This window comes from Bariatricus sp. TF06-38A (assembly GCF_027690675.1).
Lineage (GTDB): Bacteria > Bacillota > Clostridia > Lachnospirales > Lachnospiraceae > Allocoprococcus > Allocoprococcus comes.
The window spans coordinates 743-14694 of the sequence record NZ_JAQFCE010000027.1; the positions used below are offsets into that span (position 1 = coordinate 743).

The following is a 13952-nucleotide window of genomic DNA, read 5'->3' on the forward strand; positions in this document are numbered from 1 at the left end:
TTTCAACCCTGGTGGAAGATGAGCCTTGTGAAACGAGAAAGGAAATAAGTTTCTGGGCAGGGATTTTTTTGCTTCTCTTGAAATCGGAATCGGGATGGACAGCATACTGTGAAATATCAGAAACAATGTGTTCCACAGAAGAAAAAAACAGTTCTTTGATTTGTTGATGGATCATGATCATGTGCCTCCTTGAGAAAGTGATATACCACTAATTCAAGGGCCGCTCTCGCTACCTCAACAAATTTATCAGTAGCGAGAGCGACCGCACATTTTGCACCCTATGTCAACCCTTTGGGTAGCTTTTTTGAAAAAATTTGGGTTAGACCCACAATTAGGGGCTAACCCTGTAACTTAACTAAATGACATTGGGGAGTGAACAGTAACTTCTTTTTTACTTTGCATGCCGGAATCAATGGAAACAGTTGACCGTAAAGAGATCATTTGGCATAATAGATATATGAATACTTGTTCATATGAAAGGGGTAACTATGAAAAAGACAGAAGTAGAATGTTGTGATACATTTTGTATACACGAAGAACTTGTACATAAGGCAGAGGGGCATATACCGGATGAAGAGGTTTTGAAGGATCTTGCTGATTTTTTCAAGGTATTTGCAGATACCACGCGGATCCGGATTTTATGTGTTCTTTTTCAGTCTGAGATGTGTGTTTGTGATCTGGCGGAAGTTCTTGGAATGACGCAGTCCGCGATTTCCCATCAGCTCCGGATGCTCAAGCAGATGAAGCTTGTGAAGAACAGACGGGAAGGAAAAACGGTGTTCTATTCCCTTGCTGATGATCATATCCAGACCATCATGAACCAGGGAATGGAGCATATTCTGGAATAACAGATGATATATCAATATAGAAGGAAGGAAACGATAACAGTGACAGCAGGAAGAAAGAAAAAGGTAATCATAGGGATCCTTGTAGCACTTTGTATGACAGTAACGGGATGTGCTGGTTCTGTAAAAAAAGGAACGAAGTATCTGGAAGAAAAAGACTATAAAAATGCAGAGGTGGAATTCCAGGATGCGGTAGACAAAAAGAAGAATCTGGGAGAGGCTTATCGCGGACTCGGACTCTGCTACTGGGAACAGAAAAAGTATGAAAAGGCAGAGAAGGCGTTGGAAAAAGCATTGAAGAATGGAACGGAAGAGACAGCAACTCTTTATAATATTCTGGGAATCTGCGATCTGGAACTGGATAAACCGGAAAAGGCAGTGTATTATTTCGAAAATGGGCAGGAGCTTTCAGGCGCAGGAAAAGAGCTGCTAAAAGAAATGGCATATAATCTGGTAGTCGCCTATGAAAAAGCAGGGGATTACCAGTCTGCAAAAGAGAAGCTGGACAGTTATCTGAAAGCAAATCCAGATGACAAAAAAGCGCTGAAAGAGCAGGAATTTTTAAATACACAGATTTCGGAAGGAGATCAGCAGTAGAGCGGATCGGATGAGCAGATCTGATCCGGGACGGAAAGAAATCTGGCAGGGGAGAATAATATGGCACTTTATGAAATAAAAGAAGAAAAGGAAAGGGTAATTCTGGTCGGTGTCAGTACAAGGGAGAACGATGACACGGAAGATTCTCTGGATGAGTTAAAGGATCTGGTGAAGACCGCAGGTGCGGAAGCGGTCGGACGGGTAATCCAGAAAAGAGAGCTTGTCCATCCGGGAACTTATGTCGGAAAAGGCAAGATTGAGGAAATCCGGGAGCTTTTGTGGGAGCTTGACGCAACCGGGATCGTCTGTGATGATGAGCTGTCTCCGGCACAGATGAACAATCTGACGGATATTCTGGATGTGAAGGTAATGGACCGGACGATGGTCATTCTGGATATTTTTGCAGGACGGGCTTCTACAAGTGAAGGAAAGATCCAGGTAGAACTGGCACAGCTTAAGTACCGGCAGTCACAGCTTACTGGGGCAGGAAGGGCGATGTCACGTCTGGGAGGTGGAATCGGAACCAGAGGACCGGGAGAAAAGAAGCTGGAGATGGACCGGAGACTCATCAAGAACCGGATCGCACAGCTGAACCGTGAACTCAGGGAGGTGAAGAGACACCGGGAACTGACACGCGAACAGCGGACGAAGAACCGGATCCCGGTCGTGGCAATTGTCGGTTATACCAATGCCGGAAAGTCCACGCTTCTCAACACACTGACCGGAGCCGGTGTGCTGCAGGAGGATCAGCTTTTTGCAACTCTTGATCCGACGACAAGAAGCCGGAAGCTGCCAAGTGGGCAGGAGATTCTTCTGACAGATACGGTAGGCTTTATCCGGAAGTTGCCTCATCATCTGATCGATGCATTTAAAAGTACGCTGGAAGAAGCGAAGTATGCGGATCTGATCCTGCATGTAGTCGATGCATCCAATCCACAGATGGATGAGCAGATGTATGTGGTGTATGAGACACTGCAGCGTCTGGAGGCAATGGACAAACCGGTGGTCACGGCATTTAACAAGATGGACAGGATCGGGGAAAGCCTGACGGTACGTGACTTTAAGGCAGACCGGATCGTACAGGTGTCTGCAAAGACCGGAGAAGGTCTGGAGGCGCTTCTTCAGGCAATAGAAGAGATCCTGCGGGAGCAGAAAATTTATATCGAACGAGTTTATTCCTATCAGGAATCCGGGAAAATCCAGCTCATCCGGAAGTATGGAGAACTGCTGGAGGAAGAATACAAAGAAGATGGAATCCATGTATCTGCATACGTGCCGAAAGAGCTTGACGGGAGGGTATAACAGATGGCTTTACAGTTTATTTTTGGAAATCCGGGTTCGGGCAAGTCACATTATCTATATGAACATATCATTCGGGAATCAATGAAACATCCTGATATTAATTATATTATTCTGGTGCCGGAACAGTTCACGATGCAGACGCAGAAGGAACTGGTCCTGCGGCATCCGAGACATGGAATTATGAACATAGACGTGCTGAGTTTTGCACGTCTTGCTTTTCGTGTTCTGGAAGAAACAGGGAATGGAAGCAGGGAGATTCTGGATGATGAAGGAAAGAATCTGATTCTCAGGCGACTCGCGGGGAAAAAAGAAGATTCGCTAAAGGTTTTAAAAGGAAATATCAAAAAGCCAGGTTACATCAGTGAGGTGAAATCCGTTATTTCCGAGCTGACGCAGTACAACATTTCCCCGGATGGCATGGATGATATGATCACGGAGGCAGATGAGTCTTCGTATCTTGCCTGGAAATTGAAGGATATCCAGGTGATGTATCAGGCATTTGAAGAATATCTTGCAGATAAATATATTACAAAAGAAGAAATTCTGGACATTCTCTGCAATGTGATGGACAAATCGAGAATGCTGAAGGACAGTGTGATCGCGCTGGATGGGTTTACCGGATTTACGCCGCTTCAGAACAAGGTACTGGGGGAAATGCTGCATCATTGTCAGAAGGTGATGATTACTGTCACGATGGATAAGAGGGAAGATCCTTACGTGATGAAAGACAAGTATCAGCTGTTTGCGCTGAGTAAGCAGATGGTGACGTCTCTTGTGAAGATTGCAGGGGAGGAAAAGGTGCTGGTCGAAGAGCCGGTCTGTCTGTACCAGGAGCCGGTCTGGCGTTTTAGAAATGCGCCGGCACTTGCATTTCTGGAGAAGGAACTGTTCCGTTACAGTGGCAGGACTTACAGGGAAAAGCAGTCAAATGTGCGGGTTTATGCAGCGGCAAATCCCAGGATGGAAGTAGAATGCGCTGCCCAGAGGATACGTTTTTTAATTCGTAAGAAAGAATATCGTTACCGGGAGATCGCGGTGATCGCAAGTGACATGAATCTCTATGCGGATGAGATCGAGAAGACTTTCCGGGAGTATGAGATTCCGGTTTTCATGGATTATAAGCGGAATGTACTTTTAAATTCTTTTGTGGAGTATATCCGGAGTCTTCTTGCGATGGCAGAACAGAATTTTTCTGCAGAAAGTGTGTTCCGTTTCTTAAGAACGGATCTGGTCGGATTTACCGGTGAGGAATTGGATCTTCTGGAAAATTATGTACTTGCGCTGGGCATCCGTGGTTACAAAAAATGGCAGGAAAAATGGATCCGCAGAGCGAAGGATACGACCGAGGAAGAGTTGGAGGTACTGAATCATCTCCGGGTATGCTTTGTGGAAAAAACAGAAGAGCTGGTGTTTGTCTTAAAGCAGCGTCAGAAGACAGTGCGGGATGTGACGCTTGCAATCTGTGAATTTCTGGAAAAAGAAGAAATCCAGAAGCAGGTAAAAGTATTGGAGAATCAATTTACAGAAGCAGGAGAGCTTGCACTTGCAAAAGAATATGCACAGATCTATCGTGTGGTGATGGAGCTGTTTGACAAGTTTGTAAGTCTTCTTGGAGATGAGCGGATTGCGCTCAAAGAGTACAGGGAGCTTCTGGATGCCGGAATGGAAGAGGCAAGGATCGGTGTAATTCCGCCAAGTCTGGATGAAGTGATGGCAGGAGATATTGAGCGAACGAGACTGAAAGATATCCGGGCGCTGATCCTTCTGGGAGTCAATGATTCTCTGATTCCGGGAAATGCATCCGCAGGTGGACTGATTTCAGACAGAGACCGGGAGCGTTTTGAAGAAAGAGGAATTGCGCTTGCACCGGGAACAAGAGAAAAAAGTTACATCCAGAAATTTTATCTGTATCTGCACATGACAAAGCCGACGGAAGAATTGATGCTGACCTACAGTAAAGTATCGGCCGATGGAAAGAGCAGGAGGGCGGCATATCTGATCGGGGATCTGAAGCGGATGTATACAAAGCTTCCTGTATTTAATATGGATCAGTATGGGATGGAGACAAAAGAAATGCTTCCACAGACCGGGATCGGGTCATTGATCGAAGGATTACAGAACCCGAAAAAGATGGAGGAAGGCAGCTGGCAGGAGCTGTACCGTTGGTATTGTGCGCAGGAGGACTGGAACGAAAAGGTGCACGATCTGGCAAGGATCAGCAGATACCGCAGGCCGGAGGACAATCTGACTTTGCAGACCGCACGGAAGCTATATGGAGACTGGGCACCAAGCATTTCAAGACTGGAGAAATTTGCTGCCTGTGCCTGTGCGCATTTTCTGATCTATGGACTTCGCCTTAAGGAGAGAGAGGTCTATGAATTTGCTGCTCTTGATTTTGGAAATATTTTTCATAAAGCACTGGAAAAATATGCCCGACGGGTAGAACGGGAAGGCCTGGAATGGACTGAGGTTACAAAGGAGCAGCAGGAACAGTTTGCGTCGGAAAGCGTGGATGAGAGTATCGTAGATTACAGCAATACCGTAATCTACAGCAGTGCGCGGAACGCGTATATCGTGCCACGTATGAAACGTATGATGAACCGGACGGTCTGGGCGATGACAAAGCAGCTTCGGAAGGGAAGCTTTAAACCGGAGGGCTATGAGGTAAGCTTTGGAAGCGGAAAGATTGACAGGATCGATACATGTGAGACGGAAGATCAGGTCTATGTGAAGATCCTGGATTATAAAACCGGGGCAAAGAGTTTTGATATGGCAGCTTTTTATCATGGTCTGCAGATGCAGCTGGTGGTGTATATGGAAGAAGCAGTCCGGCTGGAGGAAAGAAAACATCCGGGTAAAAAGATTGTGCCGGCAGGCATTTTCTACTATCGGATGAAGGATCCGATCGTCGGGAAAGAGCTGGATGAAGAAAAACTGGAAGAGGCAATTTTAAAGGAGCTTCGGCTGGATGGAATCATCCGTCAGGAGGATGCCGTGATTCAGAGACTGGATGCGGATTTTTCGGGGAATTCGCTTGTGATTCCGGCAGGAAAGACGAAAAGCGGCTATTCCAAAGCATCCAAAATGCTCCTGCCGGAAGAGTTTGATGCAGTGCTGACTTATGCACAGAAAAGACGGACTGATCTTCAGGGAGCAATGTACCGCGGAAAGGCGGAGGCACTGCCGTATGAGATGGGTACACAAAATGGCTGTACGTATTGCCCATACCGGGATATCTGCGGATTTGATGAGCAGATCGAAGGATATGAATACCGGAAGCTTGAGAAGCTTCCGAAGGAAATTGTAATGGAGAAAATTATGGCGAAGCTGGAAGAGGAGAAGCAGACATGGGAGTAAAATGGACCGAAGAACAGCAGCAGGTGATCGACCTGCGCGATCATAATATTCTGGTGTCAGCAGCCGCTGGTTCCGGGAAAACTGCTGTTCTGGTGGAGCGGATTATTGCGAGGCTGACAAGGGATGCAAATCCGGTGGATGTCGACCATATGCTGATCGTGACCTACACTGAGGCGGCGGCGGCTGAGATGAAAGAAAGAATCGGTGCTGCGATTGAGAAGGAGCTGGAGGAGGATCCGTCAAGTGAACATCTGAAGCGGCAGTCTGCCCTGATCCATACAGCAAAGATTACAACGATCCACAGCTTCTGCCTGTCTGTGATCCGGGAGTATTTTCACACGATCGATCTGGATCCGGGATTCCGTATTGCGGAAGAAGGAGAATTAAAGCTTTTGAAGCAGGACGTGATGAAAGAGCTTCTGGAAGCAAAATATGAAGAAGGAAACGAGGATTTCCTGCGTTTTGTGGAGACTTTTGCAACCGGAAGGGAAGATCTGCAGGTGGAAGAAATCATCAGCAGACTGTATGAATTTGCCGGAAGTTATCCGGATCCGGAGGAGTGGCTGGATGACTGTGCAAGGATGTACGAAGAGAGCGGGGAAAAAGCCATTTATATTGAAAAGGTGATGGAGTATATCCGGAGAACAGTTGCGGATATGCAGATGCTGATGGAAAAAGCGGACCAGATCTGCATGGAACCGGACGGACCGTATATGTATGGAGAAATGCTGGAAGCGGATCAGAAAGTTCTGAGAAAGCTTTTTGCGGCAAAGAGCTATGAAGAAATGTATGAGGCACTGAAAGAAAAGCCGGCATGGAAAACTCTGTCCAGAAAGAAAGATGACGCAGTAGATCCGACAAAAAGAGAGCAGGTAAGAGCCTATCGGGATACCTGGAAGAAACTTATCGATGACATTCGAAACAATTATTTTTTCCAGCCGCCATCTGAGATGGAAGCAGACCGGAAAATCTGCATTCCGGTGATGCATGAGCTGGTCAGTCTGGTAAAAGAATACCAGAGGGTACTTGCAGCTAAGAAGGCAGAAAAAAATCTGATCGATTTCCGGGATATGGAACAGTTTGCCTTGCAGATCCTGACAAGAAAAGAAAACGGAAAAAGAGTGCCTTCTGAGGTGGCCAAGGAGTATCAGAATACATTTGAGGAAGTAATGATCGATGAATATCAGGACAGTAACCTGATCCAGGAGGCGATCCTGACCAGTGTGTCCCGGATCAGCAGAGGGGAAAATAATCTCTTCATGGTAGGAGATGTGAAGCAGAGTATTTACCGTTTCCGCTTGTCAAGGCCGGAGCTTTTCATGGAAAAATTCAATACCTACAGTCTGACGGACGGAGGAAACAGGCGAATCGATCTGCACAAAAATTTCCGAAGCCGTGCAGAAGTGCTGGATGCGGTAAACTTCATTTTCCGACAGATCATGACCGAAGAGCTTGGAAGGATCACATACGATGAGAATGCTGCACTTTATGTGGGAGCTTCTTACCCGGAATCCGAAAAGAATGAGACAGAAATCCTTCTTCTGGATACAAAAAGTGAGGAAGAGGATACCGGGCTTTCTGTGCGAAGCGGAAGCCAGACGGCAAAAGAGCTGGAAGTCCGTCTGATCGCACAAAGAATCGGAGAGCTGATGGAAAATCAGCAGATTGTAGATAAAGAAACGGGAATGTTGCGACCGATACGCTATCAGGATATTGTAATCCTGACAAGAAGCCCTGCAGGGTGGACCGATACTGTTACACGAATTTTGCAGGATGAGGGAATACCGGTTCTGGCTGAATCGGCAGATGGGTATTTTGAAACTCTGGAAATTGGATGGATGATGGACTATCTGCGTGTACTTGACAATTTTCGTCAGGACATTCCACTCGTTGCAGTGCTGAAATCCCCGTTTGGAAGAATGACAAATGAAGAACTGGCACAGATCAGAGAATTGAATGCAGAAGTACCATTTTATCAGAATGTGCTGGAAACAGCGGATCCGGAAAAAAAGACAGATCTTCCGGCGGGCATTCTGAAAAAAGTGCGCGATGTATTTGGATGGCTCTTTTATTTCCGGGAGAGGATACCGTACACGGCAATCCATGATCTCCTGTGGGAGATCATGAAAAAGACAGGATACCGGGATTATATCGCGGCAATGCCAGGAGGAAAAGGAAGGCGCGCGAATCTTGATATGCTGATCACCAGGGCAAAGGCATTTGAGGCAACCAGTTATAAGGGACTGTATCATTTTGTCCGTTATATTGATCAGCTCAAGAAATATAATGTAGACTTTGGGGAAGCCGGGCTTTACGATGAGCAGACGGATGCAGTTCGTCTGATGAGTATCCATAAGAGTAAAGGATTGGAATTCCCGGTTGTGATTGTGACCGGAATGGGAAAGAGGTTCAACATTCAGGATACCACGGCAAGTGTTGTGATCCATCCGGATCTGGGGCTTGGAATCGATGCGATCGATCTGGAGCGGCGAACCAAATCTCCGACACTATTAAAGAAAGTTATTCAAAATGAAATCGGTCTGGAAAATCTTGGTGAGGAGCTTCGTGTGCTTTATGTAGCACTTACACGTGCAAAGGAAAAGCTGATTCTTACCGGAACGGTTCCACATGCGGCAGACAAACTGGAAGCCTGTCAGCTGGAACAGGAAAATAGTCAGAAAGAAACACTGGACTTTACAAAACTTGCACGTGCAACGTCTTATTATGACTGGATCCTTCCGGCGGCAGTGCGTAAAACAGAAGAAGTTCCAATCGAATTAAAAGTGATTGGTGTTGATACGCTTGTAGAAGGTGAAGTGGATAAGGAAGCAGCAGATTATCTGGAAAAAGAGGTGTTCCTTGAAAAAATAGAAGCAGAAGAACATCCGATGTCTGTGACAGATGAACGTTTTCGGGCAAAAATCGAGGAAGCATTTTCCTACAGATATCCGTATCAGGGTGAAGATCAGCTGAAAATGAAGTACACCGTGTCAGAGCTGAAAAAATATGCGGCAGCTTCGGAAGAAGAAGATGGAGAAATACTGATTCCGGAAGAGGAGATTGTTCCAATCCTTCCGAATTTTATGAAAGAGGAAGAAGAGGTAAAAGGAGCAACAAAAGGAACAGCTTATCATAAAGTAATGGAGCTTCTCGATTTTTCGAAAATATATACGATGGATTTACTGCGGGAAAACATAGAGAATCTGAAAAACGAAGGATACCTGGATGCGGGAACAGCCGGGTGTATTCAAAAAAAAGAAATTATGGAGTTTCTTAATACGAATGTGGGAAAAAGAATGCAAAATGCAGCCAGGGCAAAAACACTTTACCGCGAGCAGCCGTTTGTTCTCGGTGTAGATGCAAAAGAATTTTATCCGGATCAGAAAAAGGGTGAAATGGTACTGATCCAGGGAATTATTGATGCTTACTTTGAAGAAGACGGAGAAATCATCGTACTCGATTATAAAACCGACCGTGTACAAACCCAAGCTGAACTAAAAGACCGCTACCGGGAACAGCTCCGCCTTTACACCAAAGCCCTTGAACAGATCATCCGGAAAAAAGTAAAAGAACAGATCATCTACTCCTTCACCCTTCGCAAAGAAATCCACCTGGAGGACTACAAAAATGATTAAAATAATACTCCTTGCATACCTGCTATTGATCAACATCATCACCTACTTCACCTACGCCGCCGATAAAACCAAAGCCCGCCAAAACAAATGGCGAATCCCCGAACGCACCCTCATCCTCCTGGCCCTTCTGGGCGGCTCCCCAGCCGCCCTCCTCGCCATGAAACACTACCACCACAAAACCCGCCACCTGAAATTCAAATTAGGAATTCCTATTATTCTAATCATTCAAATAGTAATTACATATTTTCTTTACCCCCATATTTAAAATATTTGATCCCCCAGCACAGTCGCCTTACAGGCGCTGTGCGTCTCCTTTATCCAAAACATAATACCAAACGAAACTATCCACCCAGGGGCGCTGCGCCTCTTTATATAACTTCCCTTCTCCAAATTTTGCAGTCGACCCGTCCCCCCCCTTTCACAATCCTTCAAATTTCGCCCCGTGGGAAGCGGTGGACTTTATTTCTATCCGCAAGCTGTCACAACCTCCCTCCCACCATCCGTCTCCCACCCATTTCTTTAGGAAATCTTCAGAAAGTCTTATACAATATTACATTGACTTACTATATTATATAACGTATAATATGCTTAACAAAACAATATAACAAACAATAAAAGGATGTGAATCATATGGTATTTAACACCGGAGCTGCCCTCCTTGATGCAATCGTGCTTGCCGTTGTATCACGGGAACAGGAAGGAACCTATGGATATAAGATCACACAGGATGTCCGGAGAGTTCTGGATGTATCGGAATCAACGATGTACCCGGTACTCAGAAGACTTCAGAAAGATGAATGCCTGGAAGTCTACGATATGCAGTTTGACGGAAGAAACCGCAGATACTATAAAGTTACAGAAAAAGGAATGGCACAGCTTAATTTGTATAAAGTCGAATGGAAGAACTACACAAGGAAGATTACAGAGATGTTCGAGGGAGGTGCAGCCGAATGAGCCGTACAGAGTATATGAGGGAATTAGATGCACTGCTTCAAGGAATTTCGAAAGAAGAAAGAGAAGAAGCAATGCAGTATTACAACGATTATTTTGATGATGCCGGAAGCGAGAATGAAGAAAAGGTAATCGAAGAGCTGGGAAGTCCTGCAAAGCTTGCAGATACGATTCGTTCCGGGGTAAATGGCAATACCGATGAGGCGGAAAGTTATGGAGAGTACGGAGAGAGAGGATATCAGGACAGACGTTTTGATACCAGTGAGTATCCGGCGGGAAAAGATGGCTATTATAAAGACAGCTATTCGGAGACATGTGGAGAAAGCCAGTCACAGAATGACAGGAATCCATTTTCAGAAAGACAGTATTCTTATACAGCCAATTCTAATCAGGGATATACATATGCGGGAAATCAGGGATATGGTGCGGGTCAGACGACAGAAATGCCGCGGAAGAGATCTAGTGCCGGCAAGATCATTTTGATCATCTGTATCCTTTTGATTGGGCTTCCAATTGTAGTTCCGACAGCACTTGGTCTTCTTTTGGCGGCATTTGGAGTTCTGGTCGTACTTGCAATATCAGCAATAGCAATCTGGGTGGCAGCAGTTGCAACCGCAGCCGTAGGGATTCTGTTGGGGATTCACGGATTTGGTCAGCTGTTTTATTCCCCGGTTCTTGGAATTGGAATGCTTGGTGTCGGCTGCCTGCTGCTGGCACTTGGGGCAGTATTTACAGTATTGATCGGATGGGGATGCATCAAACTGATTCCAATGATGTTCCGTGGTCTTGTAAATCTTTGTCGCAGACCATTTCAGAAAAAGAGAGGTGAATGCAGATGAAAAAAGGATGGAAGATTTTCTGGACAGTTATTATAAGCCTGACAGGGGCAGGAGTTGTATTTTGTATCATTGCGTTATGCCTTGGAGTCACATTTTCACAGTTTGAAAAAGCATATCCGAATGGAATTGGTATTATAAGAAAGAATTACGTTTCTTTCGAGGAAGATTGGGATGATGACGACGATGATGAGCCGGAAGAGACAGAAAATGTTGTATCAGGGGAGACATTTTCGAACGTAGAGAATCTGAAGCTTGATATCGGTGCAAGTGAGGTACAGATCAAGACGGGGACGGATGATAAGATCCATGTGGATGATTCCAGGATGAAAACGGAAGATGCAGTGCAGAAAAGACTGTCCGATGACAGGAAAACCCTGGAAATAACAACGAAAATGCGCAGCAGTTTCGATTTCAAAAATGTGAGAAACGTAAAGGGAATACTTGTGATCTATCTTCCAAGAGATTACAAGTTCGATCAGGTGGACATGGAATATGGTGCAGTAACAGCAGAGATCGATGGACTAAATGCGAAAAGCCTTAAGATTGAAAGCGGGGCATCAGGCTGTACAATAAAAAATGCAGATATAGAGGAGTTAGATGTAGAAACAGGTGCCGGAAGTCTGGATTTTTATGGAACAGTGGAAAAAGAAGTGGACATTGACTGTGGTGCTGGAAGCGTCACACTGAATCTGGAAGGAAAAGTGGAGGATTATAATTATGAACTGGATAGTAGTGCCGGTTCGATAGAAATTGGAGAAGATATAGATCTTGGCGGCTTAAGCACAGAGAAGTCAATCGATAATGGCAGTAAACGCACGATTGAGATATCGAACGGAGCAGGCAGCGTGGAGATCCGTTTCCATTAGAATTAACATAGACAGAAAAATCTATCAGATGAAACACATATATAATAGAAGAAACACAAAAATAGGAGAAACTTTTAGGAGGAATTTTTATGGAACAGAAAAGATTATACAGATCCGTAACAAACCGTAAGATCTGCGGTGTATGTGGAGGTCTTGGAGAATATTTTAATATCGATCCTACATTGATCCGGCTTGGAGGTGTTTTGCTGGCTTGCGTAAGCTGTGGGACTGCCGTGGTTGCCTATTTTGTTGCAGCAGTTATCATTCCGGATCCAGAATAAAAAATAAGAGAGCTTTGCCGATAAAGAAAAGGCAGAAGGAGAAGAAGTCGGAAGTAATGTTTCCGGCTTCTTTTATAATAACCAGGTATAAATGTATAAAATCCGTAATTGGGGAAACACTCTGAAAAAGGAGTTGAAAGGTATGAAAAGCACAAAGACAAAGAAAATCAGACGCGAAGATATCCCCAATCTGGAAACAAGTGAGCGGGTAAAATACGAGATTGCGGAGGAGCTTGGACTTCTCGATAAGGTTCTGGAAGATGGCTGGAAGAGTCTGTCATCAAAAGAAACCGGGCGGATCGGAGGAATCATTTCAAAAAAATCCAGGAAGAATGAGACTGGGAATTTACAATAATATTACAAATTTTAAAAAATGTGAATATTTTGCAACGTTTGTTGAAAAAGCACTGTATGTTTGATATAATCGCTTGACCGCAAAAACCGAGAAAATGGAACGGGTGAGGCAAATGAATGAAAAAATGAACGTACTGGACGTACAGCTTGATAACTGTACGGCAAAAGATGCGATGAAGATCATTGCAGAATATATGCAGACAGAAGAACTTAACACAGTAGATATTGTTACGGTGGATACCCTGATGAGAGCGACACAGCTTGACGGTATGAAGGAAGAGCTGGAGAAACTGGATCTTCTGCTTCCGGGAGATATGGCGATTCTTGAAGCTGCAAAGATCACAGATAGAAAGCGGATCCAGGAGATGGAGGATCAGACGATGCTGAAGATGGTATTCCATTATTTTCATAAGAACCGCTGTAAGATATTTATACTGGCAGGATCTGAGGAAGAAGGAGACAGACTGCAGGGCTATCTGCATGAGGCATACAGTGGGATTCAGGTTGTCGGTATGAAAGCAGTACCGGCAGACGAAAGTGAGGATGACAGGATCACCAATCTGGTCAACGGCGGAGAAGTAGACTGTGTGATTGCCAGCATGGATTTCCCTTGGCAGGAACAGTTTGTTTACCGGTGCAAAGAGCAGCTGAATACCAGAATGTGGTTTGGAACAGGACATAGTATTGCTTCCTTTGCAAATGGTGAGAACTGGGCAGATCACCTGAAAAATTTTATCGGTAAAAGGATTTTAAAACGGGAGATCAAAAAAGAGCAAAAAAGAAAAGAAGTATAATTGAAGCGACAAAAGATTGAAAATAATAAAAAAAATCAAAAAATCTTTTTTGATAGAATAAATTTTATAATAAACTCAATTGAGGAAATGCATAAAAAAATGTGATTTCCTCTTTATTTTTTTGGTAATAT

The 13952-nt window shown here is 44.7% G+C and carries 12 protein-coding genes and 1 pseudogene; 12 read left to right on the forward strand and 1 reads right to left on the reverse strand.

What is annotated here, in order from left to right:
• Positions 1–181, reverse strand: a pseudogene (locus PG418_RS15855) (transposase); the annotation flags it as partial.
• Between the two features lie 307 nt (positions 182–488).
• Here PG418_RS15855 and PG418_RS15860 point away from each other — a divergent pair.
• The 12 genes from PG418_RS15860 (at position 489) to PG418_RS15915 (ending at position 13821) form a co-directional block, all read left to right on the forward strand.
• The gene (locus PG418_RS15860) at positions 489–848 is read left to right on the forward strand and encodes an ArsR/SmtB family transcription factor (RefSeq protein ID WP_022220999.1); all 360 of its coding nucleotides are present in this window, start codon (positions 489–491) and stop codon (positions 846–848) included.
• A gap of 39 nt (positions 849–887) precedes the next feature.
• The gene (locus tag PG418_RS15865) at positions 888–1442 is read left to right on the forward strand and encodes a tetratricopeptide repeat protein (RefSeq protein WP_049938179.1); all 555 of its coding nucleotides are present in this window, start codon (positions 888–890) and stop codon (positions 1440–1442) included.
• Positions 1443–1502: 60 nt separating this feature from the next.
• The gene (gene hflX, locus PG418_RS15870; protein WP_022220997.1) at positions 1503–2744 is read left to right on the forward strand and encodes a GTPase HflX; all 1242 of its coding nucleotides are present in this window, start codon (positions 1503–1505) and stop codon (positions 2742–2744) included.
• A gap of 3 nt (positions 2745–2747) precedes the next feature.
• Positions 2748–6101, forward strand: coding sequence for a PD-(D/E)XK nuclease family protein (locus PG418_RS15875; RefSeq protein WP_498837682.1), 3354 nt, complete (start codon positions 2748–2750; stop codon positions 6099–6101).
• Complete coding sequence (addA, locus tag PG418_RS15880) at positions 6092–9736, forward strand: helicase-exonuclease AddAB subunit AddA (RefSeq protein ID WP_498837683.1); 3645 nt, start codon at positions 6092–6094, stop codon at positions 9734–9736. Before PG418_RS15875 ends, addA begins: the two co-directional genes overlap by 10 nt.
• On the forward strand, positions 9729–10001 hold the full coding sequence (locus tag PG418_RS15885; protein ID WP_082424231.1) for a DUF1294 domain-containing protein: 273 nt from the start codon (positions 9729–9731) through the stop codon (positions 9999–10001). The genes addA and PG418_RS15885 overlap by 8 nt, the downstream gene beginning before the upstream one ends.
• Positions 10002–10366: 365 nt before the next feature.
• On the forward strand, positions 10367–10690 hold the full coding sequence (locus tag PG418_RS15890) for a PadR family transcriptional regulator (RefSeq protein WP_008372886.1): 324 nt from the start codon (positions 10367–10369) through the stop codon (positions 10688–10690).
• The gene (locus tag PG418_RS15895) at positions 10687–11526 is read left to right on the forward strand and encodes a DUF1700 domain-containing protein (RefSeq protein ID WP_270475678.1); all 840 of its coding nucleotides are present in this window, start codon (positions 10687–10689) and stop codon (positions 11524–11526) included. Before PG418_RS15890 ends, PG418_RS15895 begins: the two co-directional genes overlap by 4 nt.
• Complete coding sequence (locus tag PG418_RS15900) at positions 11523–12392, forward strand: DUF4097 family beta strand repeat-containing protein (protein ID WP_270475679.1); 870 nt, start codon at positions 11523–11525, stop codon at positions 12390–12392. The genes PG418_RS15895 and PG418_RS15900 overlap by 4 nt, the downstream gene beginning before the upstream one ends.
• Positions 12393–12481: 89 nt before the next feature.
• Positions 12482–12673 carry a PspC domain-containing protein gene (locus tag PG418_RS15905; RefSeq protein WP_008372894.1) on the forward strand — a complete coding sequence of 64 codons (192 nt, stop codon included), beginning with the start codon at positions 12482–12484 and terminating at the stop codon, positions 12671–12673.
• A gap of 142 nt (positions 12674–12815) precedes the next feature.
• A complete protein-coding gene (locus PG418_RS15910) occupies positions 12816–13028 on the forward strand; it encodes an alpha/beta-type small acid-soluble spore protein (RefSeq protein ID WP_022220993.1) in 213 nt (70 codons plus the stop codon).
• A gap of 112 nt (positions 13029–13140) precedes the next feature.
• Complete coding sequence (locus PG418_RS15915; protein ID WP_022220992.1) at positions 13141–13821, forward strand: WecB/TagA/CpsF family glycosyltransferase; 681 nt, start codon at positions 13141–13143, stop codon at positions 13819–13821.
• Positions 13822–13952 lie beyond the last annotated feature (131 nt).

What these genes read in the sequence shown, in the direction of transcription:
- PG418_RS15905 (WP_008372894.1), top strand. Translation starts at nt 12,482, where the DNA reads ATGGAACAGAAAAGATTATACAGATCCGTAACAAACCGTAAGATCTGC.
- PG418_RS15915 (WP_022220992.1), top strand. Translation starts at nt 13,141, where the DNA reads ATGAATGAAAAAATGAACGTACTGGACGTACAGCTTGATAACTGTACG.
- PG418_RS15910 (WP_022220993.1), top strand. Translation starts at nt 12,816, where the DNA reads ATGAAAAGCACAAAGACAAAGAAAATCAGACGCGAAGATATCCCCAAT.
- addA (WP_498837683.1), top strand. Translation starts at nt 6,092, where the DNA reads ATGGGAGTAAAATGGACCGAAGAACAGCAGCAGGTGATCGACCTGCGC.
- hflX (WP_022220997.1), top strand. Translation starts at nt 1,503, where the DNA reads ATGGCACTTTATGAAATAAAAGAAGAAAAGGAAAGGGTAATTCTGGTC.
- PG418_RS15890 (WP_008372886.1), top strand. Translation starts at nt 10,367, where the DNA reads ATGGTATTTAACACCGGAGCTGCCCTCCTTGATGCAATCGTGCTTGCC.
- PG418_RS15900 (WP_270475679.1), top strand. Translation starts at nt 11,523, where the DNA reads ATGAAAAAAGGATGGAAGATTTTCTGGACAGTTATTATAAGCCTGACA.
- PG418_RS15875 (WP_498837682.1), top strand. Translation starts at nt 2,748, where the DNA reads ATGGCTTTACAGTTTATTTTTGGAAATCCGGGTTCGGGCAAGTCACAT.
- PG418_RS15860 (WP_022220999.1), top strand. Translation starts at nt 489, where the DNA reads ATGAAAAAGACAGAAGTAGAATGTTGTGATACATTTTGTATACACGAA.
- PG418_RS15885 (WP_082424231.1), top strand. Translation starts at nt 9,729, where the DNA reads ATGATTAAAATAATACTCCTTGCATACCTGCTATTGATCAACATCATC.
- PG418_RS15895 (WP_270475678.1), top strand. Translation starts at nt 10,687, where the DNA reads ATGAGCCGTACAGAGTATATGAGGGAATTAGATGCACTGCTTCAAGGA.